The 18,312-nt window shown below is 57.5% G+C and carries 17 protein-coding genes and 1 other RNA gene; 8 read left to right on the forward strand and 10 right to left on the reverse strand.

The genetic code is table 11. The features are described 5' to 3' along the window. Positions 1 to 2: 2 nt before the first annotated feature. Positions 3 to 1,808, reverse strand: a complete 1,806-nt coding sequence (locus tag IFT84_RS09600) for an acetolactate synthase 3 large subunit (RefSeq protein WP_342212852.1) — start codon at positions 1,806 to 1,808, stop codon at positions 3 to 5. A gap of 196 nt (positions 1,809 to 2,004) precedes the next feature. Next, on the reverse strand, positions 2,005 to 2,931 hold the full coding sequence (gene miaA / locus IFT84_RS09605; RefSeq protein WP_192118739.1) for a tRNA (adenosine(37)-N6)-dimethylallyltransferase MiaA: 927 nt from the start codon (positions 2,929 to 2,931) through the stop codon (positions 2,005 to 2,007). Between miaA and serB the strand changes: the two genes are divergently transcribed. Beyond that, on the forward strand, positions 2,930 to 3,823 hold the full coding sequence (gene serB, locus IFT84_RS09610) for a phosphoserine phosphatase SerB (RefSeq protein WP_192118741.1): 894 nt from the start codon (positions 2,930 to 2,932) through the stop codon (positions 3,821 to 3,823). The genes miaA and serB overlap by 2 nt on opposite strands. Positions 3,824 to 3,861: 38 nt before the next feature. Here serB and IFT84_RS09615 read toward each other — a convergent pair whose 3' ends face one another. The 6 genes from IFT84_RS09615 to IFT84_RS09640 form a co-directional block, all read right to left on the reverse strand. Then, positions 3,862 to 5,352: a DegQ family serine endoprotease gene (locus IFT84_RS09615; protein WP_446737586.1), complete on the reverse strand. Its 1,491-nt coding sequence runs from the start codon at positions 5,350 to 5,352 to the stop codon at positions 3,862 to 3,864. A gap of 72 nt (positions 5,353 to 5,424) precedes the next feature. Then, positions 5,425 to 5,811, reverse strand: coding sequence for an ACT domain-containing protein (locus tag IFT84_RS09620; RefSeq protein ID WP_192118743.1), 387 nt, complete (start codon positions 5,809 to 5,811; stop codon positions 5,425 to 5,427). A gap of 2 nt (positions 5,812 to 5,813) precedes the next feature. Further along, positions 5,814 to 5,999: a DUF2065 domain-containing protein gene (locus IFT84_RS09625; RefSeq protein ID WP_192118745.1), complete on the reverse strand. Its 186-nt coding sequence runs from the start codon at positions 5,997 to 5,999 to the stop codon at positions 5,814 to 5,816. 6 nt (positions 6,000 to 6,005) lie between these two features. Continuing rightward, positions 6,006 to 6,959: a protease modulator HflC gene (gene hflC / locus IFT84_RS09630; protein WP_192118747.1), complete on the reverse strand. Its 954-nt coding sequence runs from the start codon at positions 6,957 to 6,959 to the stop codon at positions 6,006 to 6,008. Further along, positions 6,959 to 8,071, reverse strand: coding sequence for an FtsH protease activity modulator HflK (gene hflK, locus IFT84_RS09635; protein WP_192118750.1), 1,113 nt, complete (start codon positions 8,069 to 8,071; stop codon positions 6,959 to 6,961). Before hflK ends, hflC begins: the two co-directional genes overlap by 1 nt. 140 nt (positions 8,072 to 8,211) lie before the next feature. After that, positions 8,212 to 8,730, reverse strand: a complete 519-nt coding sequence (locus IFT84_RS09640) for a dihydrofolate reductase (RefSeq protein ID WP_192118752.1) — start codon at positions 8,728 to 8,730, stop codon at positions 8,212 to 8,214. A 131-nt stretch (positions 8,731 to 8,861) separates the two neighbouring features. Here IFT84_RS09640 and IFT84_RS09645 point away from each other — a divergent pair, with 131 nt between their 5' ends. The 3 genes from IFT84_RS09645 to cueR are packed head-to-tail and all read left to right on the forward strand — an operon-like array spanning position 8,862 to position 11,933. Then, positions 8,862 to 9,053, forward strand: a complete 192-nt coding sequence (locus tag IFT84_RS09645; protein ID WP_192118754.1) for a heavy-metal-associated domain-containing protein — start codon at positions 8,862 to 8,864, stop codon at positions 9,051 to 9,053. A gap of 14 nt (positions 9,054 to 9,067) precedes the next feature. Then, positions 9,068 to 11,536, forward strand: a complete 2,469-nt coding sequence (locus IFT84_RS09650; RefSeq protein WP_192118756.1) for a heavy metal translocating P-type ATPase — start codon at positions 9,068 to 9,070, stop codon at positions 11,534 to 11,536. Positions 11,537 to 11,543: 7 nt separating this feature from the next. Beyond that, positions 11,544 to 11,933 (forward strand): Cu(I)-responsive transcriptional regulator, encoded by a 390-nt coding sequence (gene cueR / locus IFT84_RS09655; protein WP_192118758.1) that lies wholly within the window; start codon positions 11,544 to 11,546, stop codon positions 11,931 to 11,933. Between the two features lie 97 nt (positions 11,934 to 12,030). Here the strand turns inward: cueR and thyA are convergent, their stop codons facing one another. Beyond that, positions 12,031 to 12,924 carry a thymidylate synthase gene (thyA, locus tag IFT84_RS09660; protein WP_192118760.1) on the reverse strand — a complete coding sequence of 298 codons (894 nt, stop codon included), beginning with the start codon at positions 12,922 to 12,924 and terminating at the stop codon, positions 12,031 to 12,033. Between the two features lie 75 nt (positions 12,925 to 12,999). Between thyA and ssrA the strand changes: the two genes are divergently transcribed. The 4 genes from ssrA (at position 13,000) to IFT84_RS09680 (ending at position 14,527) form a co-directional block, all read left to right on the forward strand. Then, positions 13,000 to 13,356, forward strand: a transfer-messenger RNA (tmRNA) gene (gene ssrA, locus IFT84_RS09665). A gap of 209 nt (positions 13,357 to 13,565) precedes the next feature. Continuing rightward, positions 13,566 to 14,084, forward strand: a complete 519-nt coding sequence (locus tag IFT84_RS09670; RefSeq protein WP_192118762.1) for an SspB family protein — start codon at positions 13,566 to 13,568, stop codon at positions 14,082 to 14,084. 6 nt (positions 14,085 to 14,090) lie between these two features. Continuing rightward, positions 14,091 to 14,285, forward strand: coding sequence for a DUF4169 family protein (locus IFT84_RS09675; protein WP_192118764.1), 195 nt, complete (start codon positions 14,091 to 14,093; stop codon positions 14,283 to 14,285). A gap of 11 nt (positions 14,286 to 14,296) precedes the next feature. After that, positions 14,297 to 14,527 carry a ribbon-helix-helix domain-containing protein gene (locus tag IFT84_RS09680; RefSeq protein WP_192118766.1) on the forward strand — a complete coding sequence of 77 codons (231 nt, stop codon included), beginning with the start codon at positions 14,297 to 14,299 and terminating at the stop codon, positions 14,525 to 14,527. A gap of 22 nt (positions 14,528 to 14,549) precedes the next feature. Here the strand turns inward: IFT84_RS09680 and IFT84_RS09685 are convergent, their stop codons facing one another. Then, positions 14,550 to 18,260: an AsmA family protein gene (locus IFT84_RS09685; RefSeq protein WP_192118768.1), complete on the reverse strand. Its 3,711-nt coding sequence runs from the start codon at positions 18,258 to 18,260 to the stop codon at positions 14,550 to 14,552. Positions 18,261 to 18,312 lie beyond the last annotated feature (52 nt).

Here is an 18,312-nt window from a genome sequence, read left to right on the forward strand (position 1 = left end):
CCTTAAACGAGCTGACGGCCCTTGGCGTCGATGGCATTGGCGACAGCATCGTCGGTGGCCTCGTCCGGCAGGAGCATTTCGTTATGCGCCTTGCCTGACGGAATCATCGGGAAGCAGTTCGTGAGATTGGCAACACGGCAATCGAAAATGACCGGAACCGGCGTATCGATCATGCGTGTGATCGCTTCATCCAGATCACCCGGCTTCTCGCAGCGAATGCCCATGCCGCCATAGGCTTCCGCCAGCTTAACGAAATCAGGCATTGCCTCGGTGTACGAGTTGGACAGGCGATTGCCATGCAGCAATTGCTGCCACTGGCGCACCATGCCCATATACTGATTGTTCAAAATGAAAATTTTGACCGGCAGATTGTATTGAACGGCGCAGGCCATTTCCTGAATGCACATCTGGATGGACGCGTCACCGGCAATATCGATAACAAGGCTTTCCGGGTGGGCAACTTGCACGCCGATAGCAGCGGGGAAGCCATAACCCATCGTGCCGAGACCGCCCGATGTCATCCAGCGGTTTGGCTGCTCGAACCCGTAGAACTGCGCGGCCCACATCTGGTGCTGACCAACTTCGGTCGTGATGTAGGTATCGCGGTGCTTCGTCAGTTCATACAAGCGCTGGATGGCGTATTGCGGCATGATAACATCGTTGTTGGACTTGTAGGACAACGACTTGCGGGCCCGCCACTCGCGGATGCTATCCCACCACGGATTGATCGCCGTCTTGTCCACGGACTTAGACCCGGCCCGCCACAGGCGCACCATATCTTCCAGAACAGTTCCAACATCACCAATGATGGGAATATCGACATGAACGGTCTTGTTGATCGACGAGGGATCGATATCAATATGGATCTTCTTGGAGTTGGGTGAAAACGCGTTCAGGCGACCGGTGATCCGGTCATCAAACCGCGCGCCGATGCACACCATGACGTCGCAGTCATGCATGGCCATGTTGGCTTCATAGGTTCCGTGCATGCCCAGCATACCCAGCCAGTTGGCACCGGATGCGGGGTAAGACCCCAGCCCCATCAGCGTGGACGTGATGGGAAAATTGGACTGCTCGACCAGTTCGCGCAGCAATTGCGATGCTTCCGGACCGGAATTGACAACGCCGCCGCCGGAGTAAATCACCGGACGCTTGGCATGGCGCATCAACTCAACCGCCTGCGCAATGGCATCACCGTTGTTGCGGGCCTTCGGATGATAGGTCTTGGCAGTCTCGCTTGCGGACGGTGGCGTATAGGTGCCGGTCGCAAACTGCACGTCCTTGGGAATATCGACAACGACCGGACCCGGACGGCCGGAACTGGCAACGCGGAATGCCTCATGGATGATGCGCGCCAGATCATTGACGTCCTTCACCAGCCAGTTATGCTTGGTGCAGGGGCGGGTAATGCCGACTGTATCGCATTCCTGAAACGCATCCGACCCGATGAGGGAGGTTGGAACCTGACCGGACAGGCAGACCAGCGGAATGGAGTCCATCAGCGCATCCTGCAACGGGGTGACCGCATTGGTTGCCCCCGGACCCGACGTGACCAGCATAACCCCGACCTTGCCGGTGGACCGGGCATAGCCTTCCGCCATATGGCCAGCGCCCTGCTCGTGGCGCACCAGAATATGCTGGATATCGTCCTGCTGGAAGATTTCGTCATAAATGGGTAGGACGGCACCGCCGGGATAGCCGAAAATATGCTCTACGCCATTATCCTTCAAAGCCTGAAGAACGATCGCTGCACCTGTCATCTGATTGTCTGGGTCAGTCGGAGCGTTTGTCGTCTGCGGATTGGTCATGGGATCGAATTCCGTTTGCGTATAGAGTGATGAACGTGATTTCGGGCATAAAAAAAGGCTCCTGAGGGAGCCTTCGGTTTGCGCATAGGTGGCTATCGCCGGGTGGTTACACCACCCTGCCCATGCGCCATCCCACCACAAGAATTGTCTGCAAATGTTTCATGGGGACGAGTGATAGACAGAAAGCAGGGTTGCGTCAACGCTTTTTACACAATCCTTCCACATCAGACGGATCGATTCGCTGCCAGTCTGCATCGAGTTGATTGCGGAACCACGTCATTTGCCGTTTGGCGTATTGGCGGGTCGCGGCGGCTCCGGTTTCAATAACCTCCTCGCGGCTGATTCTACCCTCAAGAAACTGAGCTATCTGCGGCACGCCGATAGCCTTCATGACCGGCATGGACGGCGACAGGTTTAACGCCAACAGTGCGCGCACTTCCTCCACCGCGCCACCGTCCAGCATTTGGGCAAAGCGGCGATTGATTCGTGTGTGCAGCAGCTTGCGTTCTGGCAGCACGACAAACTTTGCAGCCGTGTCCGGGTCTATCAGCATGGGCCCGGTACGGTTCTGAAACGTTCGGATCGACTGGCCCGTCGCGGCGAACACCTCCAGCGCCCGCACAATGCGCTGACCATCGCCGGGGCGCAAAATCGCGGCCGTTAGGGGGTCCACGGCAACCAGCTCCGGGTGGAGCGCCTCCGCCCCCTCGCTCAACAACCGGGCACGCAGTGGGCTGCGAATATCATCGGGTATCGCAGGCATGTCCGACAGACCGCCGGTCAGTGCCTTGAAATACAGGCCCGTGCCACCAACGAAGACCGGGATTTTGCCCGCGTCACGCGCAGCCTCTACTTCCCTTTGCGCATCGGTAAGCCACATGCCGGTGGAATACAGACTGGTGGCCGATACAGTCCCATAAAGGCGATGCGCTACACCAGCCATATCCGCGTTCGCTGGCCGGGCGGTCAGCACATTCAGCGTATCATAGACCTGCATACTATCGGCATTGATAACCACGCCATTGTGCTCAGCGGCGAGTTCAGCCGCAAACGCGGACTTGCCGCTGGCGGTCGGCCCGGTTATCAGGATCGCAGTCTGGTTTTTCACAAGGTTTCTCATCATGGCTTTCGTTGCCACGCTTATTGCCAATCCGTCAAACCCTGTTCTGGATACCGCATTGGCCGAGCGCGCCGCCAGCGCAATCAACGCCAGCGGACTCTATTGGCTGGCGGATGGCATCGCCTGTGATCTGGCCTTGCGCGATGGCACCGACCCCGCACAGGCTGAGCAGGACCTGCGCGACGTAATCGGTACGCTGCCCGTGGATGTCGCGGTGCAGAATGCAGATACACGCCGCAAAAAGCTGTTGATTGCGGATATGGACTCCACGATGATCCAGCAGGAATGCATTGACGAGCTTGCCGCAGAAGTTGGCCTGAAAGAGCGCGTGGCCGACATTACCGCACGCGCCATGAATGGCGAAATCGCATTCGAACCGGCCTTGATCGAGCGGGTGGCTTTGTTGAAAGGCTTGCCCTCGTCGGTAGTATCAGAGGTCATCGCCAAGCGAATCACCCTGATGCCGGGCGGGCGCGAACTGGTCGCGACCATGAAAGCCAAGGGCTTTTATACCGCTCTCGTGTCTGGAGGATTTACCGTTTTCACAGGACCAATCGCCCAGACCCTCGGCTTTGATGAAAACCGGGCAAACATCCTGCTGGAAGACAATGGCAGCCTGTCTGGCATAGTCGCCGAGCCTATCCTCGGAAAACAGGCGAAAGTCGATGCGCTGAACGATATCGCCGAAAAGCTTGGAATATCCACCGATAACGCCATCGCCGTGGGCGACGGTGCCAATGATCTCGGCATGTTGCAACTGGCCGGCTCAGGTGTTGCGCTTCATGCCAAACCAACCGTTTCCGCGCAGGCGAAAATCCGCATTGATCACGGGGATTTGACATCCCTGCTCTATCTGCAAGGCTATCGCAAAAGCGATTTCGTTATCGCACAATAAGCATCAAATGGCGCGCAGCAGAAAGCGCGCCAACCTGCTTACTGCATCCGCACAGTCACAAACCGCAGCTCGCCGGTTTTGTTGGCAATCATCATCAGTGCGTTGCGGCGGTCTTCGCCTTTCAGCTCTTCGACCCGGCGACGCACATCGTCGGGCTGCTTCATGGCTTCCTGACCAACTTCGACGATGACGTCTCCCGGCGCAATCCGGCGCTCCTGCGCACCGGAACCCTCGGCAACAGCCGTTACCACCACACCGTCGACATCCGCCGCGATCCCATATTGCTTGCGCGTTTCCTCGGTGAGCTGCGCCAGTGTCATGCCCAGAACGGCACCATCCTGTGGAGCTTCTGCGACAGGTGGCTCATCTTCCGGCGTTGCATCGTCCTCGCCCACAACGGCTGCCGCCGGTTCCTCCACAGCATTTTCCATGCGGCCCAGCGTTACCTTGACGCTTTGTTCTTTACCATCGCGGATCAGGGCGACATCCACTTCTTTACCGACAGGACTTTCGGCAACGACCCGCAGTAAATCCCGCATCTCATTGATCGGATTGCCGTCAAAGCGAAGGATCACATCCCCGGTCTTGATCTCGCCATTGCGGATCGGACCACCCTCAATAATGCCAGCAATCAAAGCGCCTTTGGTGTTCGGCATTTTCAGGCTTTCGGCAATCTCATCAGTGACCGGCTGCACCCGAACGCCAAGCCAACCGCGCCGCGCCTCACCAAACTCCCGCAGTTGCTGAATGACATTCTGCGCCAGTTCCGCAGGCACGGAAAAGCCGATACCAATCGAGCCGCCACTCGGCGAAATAATCGCCGTATTGATGCCGATAACCTCGCCCTTCATGTTGAACAGCGGACCACCGGAATTTCCACGATTTATGGCAGCATCCGTTTGAATAAAGTTGTCATAGGGCCCGGCGTTGATATTGCGTCCACGCGCGGACACGATACCCACGGTAACCGTACCACCGAGCCCGAAAGGATTGCCGACAGCCATAACCCAATCACCAATCCGCATCACCTTGGAATCCCCGAAGGCGACAGCAGTCAGCGGCGTTTTGGACTCGACTTTCAAAACCGCAAGATCGGTTTTGGTATCCTTGCCCAGCAACTTCGCTTTCAGCTTGCTGCCATCGGCAAAGTTCACCTCGATATCATCCGCCCCTTCAATCACGTGATTGTTGGTGACGATTACGCCCGTGGGATCAATGACGAAACCGGACCCGAGCGAATCAACCGTGCGCTGACTCTTGCCATTCCCCTTGAAGAACTCATTGAAGAAGTCCTGAAACGGGGACCCCTCCGGCACTTTCGGGGTTGGGCCCGTGTCCTCGTTCTTCACATTCTGCGACGTGGAGATATTGACCACCGCATCCAGCAAACCCTCCGCCAGATCGGCAACCGATTCCGGCCCGGCCTGCGTTGCGGCAAAGCCGACACGGGGAAGCCCCATGCCTGCCGTGCCCACCGCAAGGCTCAAGGCGAGGATGGTGGGGCGAAGTACGAAATTGCGGAGGGACAGGGCCATCAGGCGTCCTTTATCGTCATTGCGAAACAGCTATTGTATCATTCGCAATTGCGGCGAAACTTGCAATCACGTTCGAACTTCATGACCGTGGCCGCGCAACGCATCCACCGCCTTCTGCAAATCGCCCCCGGCGACAAAAATATAGTCTGTGCTGAATGTCGAACTGGTGAAAATACTGACCCCGGCATTGGCCAGCGGCAGCAGGACGGATGCCAGCACGCCGGGCTCTTCAAAAGTGAAGCGCTGTTCCACACGCACACATTTCCAGCCCCCGCTGGATTTGATGTTCGATGGAACCCGGTCCGAGCGGCACACCAGTGTCATTTCTTCCTTGGAATTCGACACTTCCCAGAAGCCCGGTCCTGACACCCATTCCGGCATGGTGGAGCCCGCATTCAGCCGTGTGATCGCATATTCCGGTACAACGACTTGCAAGATCAGTTTTTTGTCCAACGCTATCCCCTCAACAACCAGACCAAGCCCACGCCGAGAGCCAAGGATACGACCCCGAAAACCCGCAGTTGCGATTGCGGCGTTTCAGGAAGCCGCTTTGCCATAGCTGCAACGACCGAAGGGGCCAGTGCGTACACCAGCCCCTCTATAATCAGGAAAAAAGCAATTCCCGTCAAAAAATCCTGCATCGGACTTTAGTTTTGCACAGGCTGTGTTGCAACCGGTGCTGCGGGTGCGGGTGCCTGTGGTGTTGCCGCCGCCCCTGCCGCAGCTCCGGCCGGATCGGTAAAGAACCGGAAGAACTCTGACGTTGGAGACAGCACCAAAGTCGAATCCTGCGAGCCCAGCGACTTCTGGTAGGCAATCATCGACCGGTAGAAATCGAAGAACTCCGGGTCGCGCTGGTAGGCAGCGGCAAAAACCCGGTTGCGTTCCGCATCGCCCTCGCCTCGCAGCGTTTCCGAATCACGCTGCGCAGCAGCAATGGTTTCGACAACCTGACGATCGGCGATCGCACGGCGGCGCTGGCCTTCTTCGTTACCGCGCGCACGGATGAGTTCTGCCTCCGCCAGACGCTCGGCCTTCATCCGGTCAAACGTCTGTTGTGACACTTCCTGCGTCAGATCTGTTCTGCGAATGCGAACGTCTTCAATGCGCAAGCCCAGTGATTCCGCATCCGCACGAAGATCGTTGCTGACCTCGCGCATCATCGAGCCACGCTCTTCCGAAAGAGCCGATTCAAACCCACGCAGACCATAAACCCGGCGCAAGGACGCATCGAGACGGGTGCGAAGCCGTGATTCCGCATTATCGCGGTCCGCCGAAACCGTTTCACGGAAACGACGGGCGTCGGTAATCTTGTAGACGACGAACGCGTCCACTTCATAAAACTTACCGCCGGACACCTGAACACGGATATTGTCCAGATCAAACCGCAGGGCCTGATCCTGCACAAACTGCACACGATCGGCATCCATGAACGCGAATGGAAGCTTGAAGTAGATACCCGGCTCCGTTTTCACGTCCTGGATCTGACCGAAGCGCACGACGATTGCCTGCTGGCGCTCGTTGACGACGTAGACCGAGGAATAGATACCAACGAGAACCACCGCCAGCGCGATGAGGAGTGCTGAAAGACGATTGCTCATTAGTTGCTCCCCGCCTGTGGCGTTTGCGAAGCGCGGCCAAGTTCATTCAAAGGGAGGTAGGAAACGACGCCCTGCCCGCTTTTCTCATCCACGATGACCTTACGTGAGCTGCCAAGAACAGCTTCCATCGTTTCGAGGAACATGCGCTTGCGCGTCACGTCCGGAGCCTGACGATACTGGTCGTAGATCGATACGAAGCGGTTGGCTTCACCTTCCGCCTCCTGAACGACACGATTCTTATAGGCAGCTGCTTCTTCGCGAATCTGCGCTGCCTGACCACGCGCGCCACCCAGTTTCTGGTTGGAGTACTGGTTGGATTCTTCTACCAACTGGTCTTCATTCTGCTCGGCACGCTGCACTTCGTCAAATGCGTCTGCCACTTCACGCGGCGGAGCCGCATCTTCGATCGCGACAGTGTTGACCGAGATACCGGCACCGTATTTGTTCATTGTGTTCTGGATCGTGACCTTCACATCTTCAGCAATCGCCTGACGGTTATCACGGAAAATATCCTGTGCCGGACGACGACCGACAATCTCACGCATGGCGCTCTCAGAAACCTGCTGCAGTGTATTGGCAGGGCTTTCCAGATTGAACAGATACGCCTTCGGATCCGTCACGGAAAACAGCACGGAGAACTGTACGTTGACGATATTCTGGTCGCCCGTCAGCATCAAGCCAGCACTGTTGGGGTTGGAGACGGCCGACTTGCTGCCGATATTCTGCTGCTGCTCGGTAATCTTCACGAATTCGACCGTTTCAAACGGCCAGAAATGGAAGTGCAGGCCCGGCATGGAAATTTCTTCCTTGGGCTTGCCAAAACGCATCTCAACGCCACGTTCGTCCGGCTGCACGGTGTAAATGCTGTTGATCAGCAGGAAGCCTAAAATCAAAAGCCCGGCAATGACCAGAATGCCACCGTTGAAGCCGCCGGGAACCACGTTTTTCAACTGGTTCTGTCCGCGACGGAAAATCTCTTCGAGATCAGGTGGATTGCCACGACCGTTGCCGCCGCTGCCTTTTGGCCCCTGACCCCACGGCCCCTGATTATTGCCGCCGCCGCCGCCGCCCCATGGACCGCCGCCGCCGCCGTTTTGATTGCTCCAGGGCATCAATACCTCTTTCGTTAAACTCCCGGTGTCACATGCACACAACCGCTTGGGCTACGCTATGACCTGCACCCGTTATAGGTATATGACGAGGCGGTTTCAACGCGCAGACGGGAACTTCTGGGGAAAGCCTGCAAAATAGATCAGCTTTCGTTAATTTGCCGTGCCGTTTTGCGTGTCCATGTCTCAAAGCGCATAGCGTGGCTGTCTTTTTCCCCCTGTTCAGGCCGCTCGTGATCGGTCAATACGAACATGTGCTGATCGATCTCGGGATAGCGCGTATCGCCCTCAATCACGCTTTCCACCCGGGTCAAGTGGATAACATCGGTGAAATCCATGGACTGGCGATAGATCTCACCCCCACCGATGATGCAGATGTCAGTGCCAAATGCGCGGGCGGTTTCCAAGGCGGCGTCAAGCGATGACACCAGCGTGGCACCGTCGGGCAGAAAATCGCTACGTCGAGAAATCACGATATTTGGCCTGCCGGGAAGCGGGCGACCAATCGAATCCCACGTCTTGCGCCCCATCACGACCGGCTTGCCCATTGTCAGTGCCTTGAACCGCTTGAGGTCGGTGGAAAGCTTCCACGGCATGTCGCCATCCCGGCCAATGACGCCATTTTCCGAGACAGCAACCACATGGGTAATACAATGCGACATCAGCAATCCCTTCTTTTGACGTTTCTTTATAGAAGCAGCCACACGGAAGGCCAGACGAAATTTGTTACGCGCGCTTGACCTTACCATGATGGGAAGCCCCATATAGGGAACAACAAACAAAGGAGACTGCCATGTTCACTCTCACTCTGCCCGATATGAGCTGTGGCCACTGTGTCAAAACCGTTGAAAAAACGGTGAAGGAAGCCGATGCACAGGCCTCCGTTTCCATCGACCTGCCCAGCAAAACAGCCCGGATACAAACGTCACTGGATGAGCAAACGCTGCGCAACGCTTTGACCGATGCCGGATACGCACCCGCCTGACAGGATTTGAGACAATGACGCAGGATATCGCCCAGGACCAACTGTCCACGACCGATCTGCAGATCGGCGGTATGAGTTGTGCTTCGTGCGTCTCGCGGGTGGAAAAGGCGCTAAAGGCGGTGCCTGGCGTTCAGTCCGCATCGGTCAATCTGGCAACGGAACGGGCGACGCTTCTTCATGAGGCGGGCCTGAGCCCCGCTGCGGTTGAGGCGGCGATTACCAAAGCGGGATATGAAATGGCGATTGATACGCTCAATCTGTCCATCGAGGGCATGACCTGCGCCTCCTGTGTCTCCCGTATCGAGAAAGCTTTGCTGGCGGTTCCGGGCGTGCTGTCGGCCAATGCCAACCTTGCAACCGAAACTGCAACAGTGACCATGCTCGCCGCTTTTGCCGACAGGCGAACGCTGGAAGCTGCGGTCATCAAGGCTGGCTACGGCGTTCGCACGTCCAAGCCTGACAGCAATGAATCTCATGAGGATAGCAAGGAACGCGAACGGGCTGCGTTGCGCAATGCTTTGATTTTTGCTGCGCTCCTCACAGTGCCATTGTTTGTCATTGAAATGGGCTCTCATATCATCCCCGGTGTCCACGACTGGGTCATGAACACCATGGGCATGCAAACCAGCCGGCTGATGCAATTTGGGTTGGCAACGCTGGTTCTGTTCGGGCCGGGATTGCGGTTCTTCCGCAAAGGCATCCCGAACCTTTGGCGGCTGGCGCCTGATATGAATTCCCTGGTCGTGCTCGGCACCTCCGCAGCCTGGGGCTATTCGGTTGTGGCGACCTTCCTTCCCGACGCATTACCGGCAGGCACGCAAAATGTGTATTTCGAAGCGGCTGCGGTTATCGTCACGCTGATTCTGCTTGGGCGCTATCTCGAAGCACGTGCGAAGGGAAAAACCGGTCAGGCCATTCAGCGGCTTGTCGGTTTGCAGGCGAAGACAGCGCGTGTGGAGCGCAACGGTACGACACTGGACGTGGACCTTTCGGACGTGATCGTCGGGGATACGGTGATCTTGCGTCCCGGTGAGCGCGTCCCCGTTGATGGCACCGTGACAAGCGGCCAGTCATTTGTTGATGAGTCCATGATAACAGGCGAGCCCATCCCGGTGGAAAAGGCAACCGGTGCCCATGTTGTGGGCGGCACCATCAACGGAACCGGCTCGTTGACGTTCACCGCGACCAAGATCGGCGCCGATACGGTTCTTTCACAGATCATCCGTATGGTGGAAACAGCGCAAGGTGCGAAGCTGCCCATTCAGGCGCTGGTGGATCGGGTCACAGGCTGGTTCGTACCGGTGGTCATGGGCATCGCGTTGGTGACCTTTGCCGTCTGGCTCGTTGTCGGCCCCTCGCCTTCCCTGACCTTTGCACTGGTCAACGCAGTTGCAGTGCTGATTATAGCCTGCCCCTGTGCCATGGGGCTGGCAACGCCAACGTCCATTATGGTCGGCACCGGGCGTGCGGCGGAACTGGGCATTCTGTTTCGCAAGGGTGAAGCCCTGCAAAGCCTGCGTGATGTCAGTATAATAGCACTCGACAAGACCGGAACCCTGACGAAGGGAAAGCCGGAACTGACCGACTTCGTTTTGACCGAAGGATTTAACCGAAACGAGGTTCTGGCGCTGGTCGCAGCTGTCGAGGCCAAGTCCGAGCACCCGATTGCGCAAGCCATCGTCTCTGCGGCACGATCAGAAGATATTCCTGTGAGCGAACCGGAGGAATTTCAGTCCGTCACCGGTTTCGGTGTCCGCGGTCGGGTAGCCGGACGGGACGTCGCCGTTGGCGCGGACCGCATGATGCGGGACATGGGTATCGATCCGCTTCCGTTTGATGTGCAGGCACAAAAGCTGGGTCAGGACGGGAAATCCCCGCTCTACGCTGCCGTGGATGGACGCCTCGCGGCCATCCTCGCCGTATCTGACCCGATAAAGGACACAACCCCGGCTGCCATCCGCGCGTTGCACGATCTCGGTTTAAAAGTCGCCATGCTGACAGGAGACAACGCACGCACCGCTCAGGCCATTGCGGACAGGCTGGAGATTGATGTGGTGGTTGCGGAAGTCCTGCCGGACGGTAAAGTGACAGCGCTTGAGACGCTGCGTGAAGGCGAAAAGTCCGTCGCTTTTGTTGGAGACGGTATCAATGATGCGCCTGCTTTGGCGAGCGCTGACGTGGGGCTGGCCGTTGGCACCGGCACGGATATTGCCATCGAGAGCGCTGACGTGGTGCTGATGTCAGGAGACCTCAACGGCGTAGTGAATGCCATCGCTCTATCCAAAGCCACCATGGCCAATATTCGGCAAAACCTGTTCTGGGCGTTTGCTTACAATGCCAGCCTGATTCCTGTTGCAGCGGGCATACTGTACCCGTTAAACGGAACGTTGCTGTCCCCGGTGTTTGCGGCAGGGGCCATGGCGTTGTCCAGCGTCTTCGTGCTGGGAAATGCCATGCGGCTGCGCCGCTTCAAACTTGCATGAGGCACGAATGAATATCGGAGAAGCGTCCAAAGCCAGCGGTGTTTCAGCGAAGATGATTCGCTATTACGAGTCCATCGGCCTGATCCGTCCGCCAGAGCGCTCCGCAGCCAGCTACAGGATTTACTGCGACAATGAGGTTCATACTCTGCGGTTCATCCGCCGCGCGCGTGATCTTGGCTTTTCTGTTGCGCAGATGAGTGCCTTGCTGGCGCTCTGGCAGGACCGCTCCCGCGCCAGTGCAGACGTCAAGTCGATTGCTGTGCAACATATCGAGGATCTCGAGCGAAAGGCTGAGGCATTGCGGGCCATGAGCGATACGTTGAAACATCTGGTTCAGCACTGCCATGGGGATGACAGGCCGGATTGTCCAATCATTGCGGAATTCGAGAAAGGCTAGAGCATAATGCGACCGGAGCGAAGCGAGGATCGACAAGATATGCTTTCAGTCAAAGGAATGAGAGCGCTGATCTGATTCAATCAGATCGGAAAACGCTCTAAACGGCGACGTCCGCATGAATTGGCGGATGGGGATCGTACCCGTCCAGTTCGAAATCATCGATCGTATAGCTATCGATGCTGTCGGCCTTTCGAATGAGTTTGAGCGTCGGCAGAGGGCGTGGTGTGCGGCTGAGTTGCTCGCGCGCCTGCTCCAGATGGTTGAGGTAAAGATGAACATCGCCGCCAAACCAGACGAATTCGCCCAGTTCCAGTCCCGCCTGTTGCGCAATCATCATCTGCAACGCCACGGTTTCCGCCCAGTTGAACGGACAACCCAGCAAAAGATCGACACTGCGCTGATACAACATGCACGACAAGCGCCCATCAGTAACATGGAACTGATAGACCATGTGACACGGCGGTAGCGCCATGTCGGCAATATCGGCCACGTTCCAGGCATGAAACAGCATCCGCCGGCTCGTCGGGTTTGTCTTGAGCGTCTCGATCAAGCCGGCGATCTGGTCATATTCCCGGCCATCCGGGCCTGCCCAGCGCCGCCACTGCTTGCCGTAAACCGGGCCCAGATCCCCCCATTCGGCAGCAAACGCGTCATCCTCGACAATGCGCTTTTCGAACTCGACCTGAGACATGTTCGCATCAACCGCTTTGCGGTATTTGTCCAGCGGCCAATCTGACCAAATGCGCACGTTCTCTTTCAACAGCGGCTGGAGATTGGTGTTGCCTGTCAGAAACCACAGCATTTCTTTGACTGCCAGTTTCCAGTAGACGCGTTTCGTCGTCAGAACCGGGAACTCGCCTTTGCCGAGATTGAAGCGCGCCATGGCACCAAAAACGGAAAGCGTACCGACGCCTGTGCGGTCGATCCGCCGATCCCCGTTTTCGAGGATATGGGCCATCAGATCGAGATATTGCTGTTCGGGATGTCGCATCGTCAGTCCATTTGAATTACCAACCCTCTATAAATACCAGCGCGTCCAATGTCACATTGCATTTTGTAAAAAAGCCCTCTTTCCCTTTTCAGCATTACCACCTATATCAGCCTTGCCGTCTTCGGGCGGCTATGGCGATAAACGGGCGATGAAATAAGCCTATTGGACCCGGGGGCGGTACCCGGCGCCTCCACCAAAAACCGGTGTTCACACCGGCTTTTGATGGGGGCGAAATAGGATCGACAAGGGTGTAAAGATCGACTTTTTGCTCGGCATTGTACCACCGTTATCGGGCTAAACTTGTAGTTGCAAACGACAACTATGCGGAAGCTCGTCTCGCTGCTTAATCGCAGTGTGACACTTCAAATCAAGCCCTTCCGGTTCGCACCGTAAGGCGGGGTTCGGAGGTACCTGGCAACAGAAACCTCCACTTTTCCCAATATGCTACGCCTTTCCGTATCCGTTGCGTTTGTGCAGGTGCGCACTTTCAGCTTTTGTCCGAATTGTGCTAATTTTTGTGACGGACCTTCAAGCACTTTTCCTTGCGCTGTGAGCATGGCATAAAAGCGCCTGATAGATTTGATTTGGTGAACCCCGAGGCAAGACTTAAGGGAACGCTGAGAAGGAAAGACAGGAAAAGAATGGCGCAAGACCATATCCGCTACGATATACTGGCTCAGGATGCGCTTCGCGGCGTGATCCGCAAGGTTTTGACGGAAGTTGCGGCCACAGGCAGCTTGCCGGGCGACCACCATTTCTTCATCACCTTCCTGACCGGCGCACCGGGCGTGCGGATTTCGCAGCATCTGAAGTCCAAATATGCCGAGCAGATGACCATTGTCGTCCAGCATCAGTTTTGGGATTTAAAAATCACCGAATCGCAGTTCGAGATTGGCCTGTCCTTCTCTGATACGCCGGAAAAGCTGGTCATCCCGTTCAACGCCATACGCGGCTTCTACGATCCATCCGTCAACTTCGAGCTGGAGTTTGACGTTCCGATCGTGGAGGTGGAAGACGAAACCGAGACCGATACGTCGGTGTTGCCGCTGACCGACCGTCAACCATCCGATACGGCTGGCAATGACAGCGATGGCGATGGCGACGGCACAAAGCCCGGCGGCTCGGTGGTGTCGCTCGATGCGTTCCGCAAGAAAAACTGACCGGCCATGGCGGGTGATGTTGTCAATCTGCGCCAATTTCGAAAGAAACAGGCGCGGAGCGAAAAGGAAAAGACAGCCGACCAAAACCGTTTGACTTTCGGCCGTACCAAGGCTGAGAAGTCGCTGACAAAAGCGCTGAACGAGAAGGCGAAATCTTTCCTGGATCAGGGCAAATTGTCTCCCACCGACAAAGCCGACTGAAGCGGGCTCGTATGAACCGCAAACATTCGGCGACACTACACGGGCACCGAACCAGCTTCACGCTGGAAGACGCGTTCTGGAGTGAGTTGAAGGCCATTGCGATGACGCGCAGCATTCCACTCGCGCAACTCATATGCGAAATCGATGATGACCGCGCCGAGAACAGCAACCTGTCCTCCGCTTTGCGTGTCTATGTGCTGCAATGGATCAAGGGCCAAGTCAGTGGGACGAGCAGCGGATAATTTCAAGATCCGATGACTGCGCTTAAGGGGAGTCAACGCCCGGTAGGCCGTTAAGGCTCGGCGGGGTCGTGGGCGCAAGTGGTTGCAGGTCCTCACCACGCGTAACGCCCTGTGACGGATCAACCAGCGTCTGCGGCAGAACCAAACGATCCCTTTCCGCCTGCGCTTTGCGCTCCGCCTCTTCAGCTGCGCGGCGGCTGGCCTCAGCTTCTGCCTGTGCCTTGCGGCGCGCGTCTTCCTCTGCGGCGGCCTGGCGCGCTGCTTCCCGTGCCTCGGCCCGCGCTTTATACAAGGCGGCCTCGCGTCGCAAACGCTGCTTTTCCAGAACATTCGCCTGCAAGGTTTCTACCCGCCGACGCTCTCGCTCGAATGCGCGCAGCGTCAGATAGTTTGCCAGTTCGGCACTATCGAGCGTTCGTCCCGGCTGTTCGGTCAGTCCGGCAAAGTTCAGCCGCACTGCCGCCGTGCTGTCAGCTGGTTGCCCTTCCGGTGGTGGAAAACGAACAGTGAGGTCCGCATCGATACGCGACGATGCGAGCCCTAGCGCGGCGTTGCCTGACAGCGAAACAGCTCCATTTGCAGCCATGACGTTCTGCGCCCGCAACGTGCCGCCTGCGATGGCCAGTGGAATGATTGCCTTCTCAATAACCGTTTGACTCTTGAGAACAGCATCTGCAATCACCGGCTCCAGCCGTTGTGCCGTCAGTTCGCCTTCAAGAGCGTCCACGGCGGGCAGTATCTCCGCTAAAGCCTTGTCATTCAAACCGTGAAGAGTGACGCCTTGGACAACGGCTTCGCCCGACCCCGTGGCACCTTCAGCCAAAGCTGCGATTGTCTGTCCCGCACCCTCCAAAGACAGATTGAGGTCCAGTTTGCCGGTTGCGATGGGCTGGTCACCGTCTCCCGTCCACCCGATGGCCGCCAGATCGGCGCGTGTTAGGCCCACTTTGGCGTTGAAGGACGCTGAACCGCTGGCGTTCGTCATAACGAGGTCTCCCGCCAACGCACCACCAAGCCAGGCACCGGATACCTCGCGCAACGCGAGTTCGCCGCCGCTCCAATGGGTCTTGGCTTTGAAGTCGGCGACAGAGCCATAGAGCCCGATATCCGCTTGTTTGGCGGACAGGTCCAGCACCACATCCAGCATCTCCAGACCCCGTGCAGGGATCGCCTCTGTCGATAACCCACCGGATGTTGCATTGCGTACCGGGCCGATAACCGTCTCAGCCGCCAACGGGATATCGAAATGGTCCAGCGTGAGGGCACCATTGCCTTTGATCGTACTGCTGTTGCGGTCCAAGGTGAGGGTACCAGCGAACCCGTTGCGATCCACCTTGCCGCTCATGTCCGTCAAAGCCACCGCATCCGGCGTCACGGCGACTTTTGCCGCCAGCGTGAATGGTAGGCCAGCGCCCATCTGAGGCAATCCGACGCCGCCCATCAGCAGATACGGTTCCAGATCGGCACTGTCTAACGACATCTGAAATTCACCGTTCAGGAAGGTGGACGGCAGCAGTCCCACCCGGCCCCGCGCCGTCAGCGACGTGCGGTTGGTGGTAAAGGTCAGCGAGCCCTTGGCCTCACCCGCATCACCACTTTCCATTTTCGCAGTCAGCACACCATTTTCATCACCGTCAAACGGCAGCGGATCAAAGCCGACCTGCCCCAATAGCGTCAAGGTGGACGGGTTCTCCAAGGTTGCTTCCAGTTGCAACCCTGAGCCGGCAAGCGCCTGCGCAAGGCTCGGTGCCTGATAGTGCGCGGTGATGCGGCTGCCATTGGCACTGCCGATCACGCCGAAAATCAATGGCCCGCTGCCATTATCGCTACCGGTGGCCAGGGTGAAATCCAGATCGGCGTTTTGATAGTAACTGCCGTTTTGCGCCAGTCGCGTCAGCGCGGGATGGGTTGGGGTATGGCGCTCGACCAGTTTCAACAGGGGCGCAAGATCGTCTGCCGCCAGTTTCATTTTTGCATTCAAGCTGGGCGCATCAAGCGTACCGCTGGCCGTAAACAGCGCGCTGATAGTCGCTCCCTCCAACGCGTTGATGGACAAACGGTCTGCCTTCAACACGCCATCGCGCAAGGTCAAAACAGCATCAACACCTTCAGCCGTTTCGCCGAAGGCGGTTACACGTTCAGCCGAAAGCTCGGCATTGATGGCATGGGCAAAGATCGCATCACTGGACGTATCACCCGCCAGCAGCGTGGTTAAGGCGCGCAGTGCGTCAACGTCAATCAGGTTCCCTTTCAGGGCAACGTTCAGGCTCGGCGGTGCGTCGGCCGGAGCCTGTCGTTCCAAGCGGCCTTTCAGAGAAGCAGACCCGGCAGCAATCTCCAGATCCTCGAACCTCTGCAAGGCGTCCGTCAGGTCCACCCGCGCGGAAAATCCGGCACTTTTCAAAGAGCGGATCGTCGGGTCCACTGTGCCGGATACCCAACTGGCAAGCCCGGAGGGCTGGTTGGATGCCAGCAGCAGATCGCCAGAAAATGCCCGGCTTCCCGTGAGCGTCAGGCGACCGTTTGCTTCAATCTGCGTGCGTCCTGGGAGTTGCGCGACAGCCTTATCAACAACCCAGCCCGCCCGATCCGGCCTCACATCCAGCCTAACGTCCCGCACAGTTGTATCACCGACCACGATTGCAGGCAAAAGCAGGCTTGCCCGTCCGGGCACTTGTGGAATAGGGATTTCGCTGGCGATGTTGAGAAGAGCATTGAGACGCTGGCGAACCGACAGACCGCTGTTGCGACCTGTCTTGGCGCTGGCACCATCGTTGCCGATGCGGCTCACATCGATCTGCTGACCATCCGCCAACAGAAGAAATTCCGGCGTCTTGCCGGTGTCGAGCGTTGCTTCGCCTGTGACGACATAAGGATCCTCGGCAGCGCCGAACTGCGCACGATATTCCGGTACGCGGATGCGCTCGTTGGTCAGCTCAAACAGACCGTTGACGCGCGGCGCTGGAGGATCGGACTCGTCGCGGGCTGGTGCCGCTTCCCTGTTTTCAATCAGGGTGAAATTGCCAGTGTATTGCGGCTTGAAATCCACAACCTGCAAATCGCCTTCCAGATCGACGCCGAACGGGCGGGTCTCCGGCATTAGCCGAGTGCGGACACGCAAAACGCCCCTCTCATCCACTGGACTGCTGTTAAACGAGAAGCGACCTTTCTCACCATCCAGTGCGCCCTGCCCCTCGATACGCCACGGACCTGTCAGCGAGCGGGCCGAGAGTGCCGCATTCAGATTGCCAATGAAGCGGGTGCGACCCGTCTGCTCGTCGACGAATTCGATTTCGCCCTTGCTGATCGCCACATTTTCAAGCACCACGTTGCGGGTGGGAATGCTGGACTTACGGCCTTTTGCCCAGTCCAGCGTACCATCAGCCAGCAGCTTGATACGTGCTTTCGGCTCATCGATACGCATATCGAAGATCAGGGCTTCGCCGCTCAGAAATGGCGCCAGTTCCGCATCCATAGAGAACCGGGCGATACGGACCATCGCATCGTCGCCCTCCTCACCCACGCGCACGTCGTTCATGGTGACAGAGGGAAACGGTAGCAAGCGGGCATCGACTCGACCGTGAACCACGACCGGGCGGCCCATAATGCTGGTCGCCTGGCGTTCGAAATCCCTACGGAAATCCGTCCAATCGACAAACATGGGCGCTATGAGCGCTGCAAACAGTACAACGACCAACAAACCGCCGAGAAACACCAGAAAGCGAGCCAGCACGCCATTTTCCCTGAAAAAGCAATCGTTAGACCTATTGCCGCTTTCAGGCGCA

Source organism: Rhizobium sp. CFBP 8762, assembly GCF_014841565.1.
Classification (GTDB): Bacteria; Pseudomonadota; Alphaproteobacteria; order Rhizobiales; family Rhizobiaceae; genus CFBP-8762.

Coding starts and splice junctions, on each gene's coding strand:
- IFT84_RS09600 (WP_342212852.1), bottom strand. CDS start 1,808: ATGACCAATCCGCAGACGACAAACGCTCCGACTGACCCAGACAATCAG.
- serB (WP_192118741.1), top strand. CDS start 2,930: ATGGCTTTCGTTGCCACGCTTATTGCCAATCCGTCAAACCCTGTTCTG.
- miaA (WP_192118739.1), bottom strand. CDS start 2,931: ATGATGAGAAACCTTGTGAAAAACCAGACTGCGATCCTGATAACCGGG.
- IFT84_RS09625 (WP_192118745.1), bottom strand. CDS start 5,999: ATGCAGGATTTTTTGACGGGAATTGCTTTTTTCCTGATTATAGAGGGG.
- hflC (WP_192118747.1), bottom strand. CDS start 6,959: ATGAGCAATCGTCTTTCAGCACTCCTCATCGCGCTGGCGGTGGTTCTC.
- hflK (WP_192118750.1), bottom strand. CDS start 8,071: ATGCCCTGGAGCAATCAAAACGGCGGCGGCGGCGGTCCATGGGGCGGC.
- IFT84_RS09640 (WP_192118752.1), bottom strand. CDS start 8,730: ATGTCGCATTGTATTACCCATGTGGTTGCTGTCTCGGAAAATGGCGTC.
- IFT84_RS09645 (WP_192118754.1), top strand. CDS start 8,862: ATGTTCACTCTCACTCTGCCCGATATGAGCTGTGGCCACTGTGTCAAA.
- IFT84_RS09650 (WP_192118756.1), top strand. CDS start 9,068: ATGACGCAGGATATCGCCCAGGACCAACTGTCCACGACCGATCTGCAG.
- cueR (WP_192118758.1), top strand. CDS start 11,544: ATGAATATCGGAGAAGCGTCCAAAGCCAGCGGTGTTTCAGCGAAGATG.
- thyA (WP_192118760.1), bottom strand. CDS start 12,924: ATGCGACATCCCGAACAGCAATATCTCGATCTGATGGCCCATATCCTC.
- IFT84_RS09670 (WP_192118762.1), top strand. CDS start 13,566: ATGGCGCAAGACCATATCCGCTACGATATACTGGCTCAGGATGCGCTT.
- IFT84_RS09675 (WP_192118764.1), top strand. CDS start 14,091: ATGGCGGGTGATGTTGTCAATCTGCGCCAATTTCGAAAGAAACAGGCG.
- IFT84_RS09680 (WP_192118766.1), top strand. CDS start 14,297: ATGAACCGCAAACATTCGGCGACACTACACGGGCACCGAACCAGCTTC.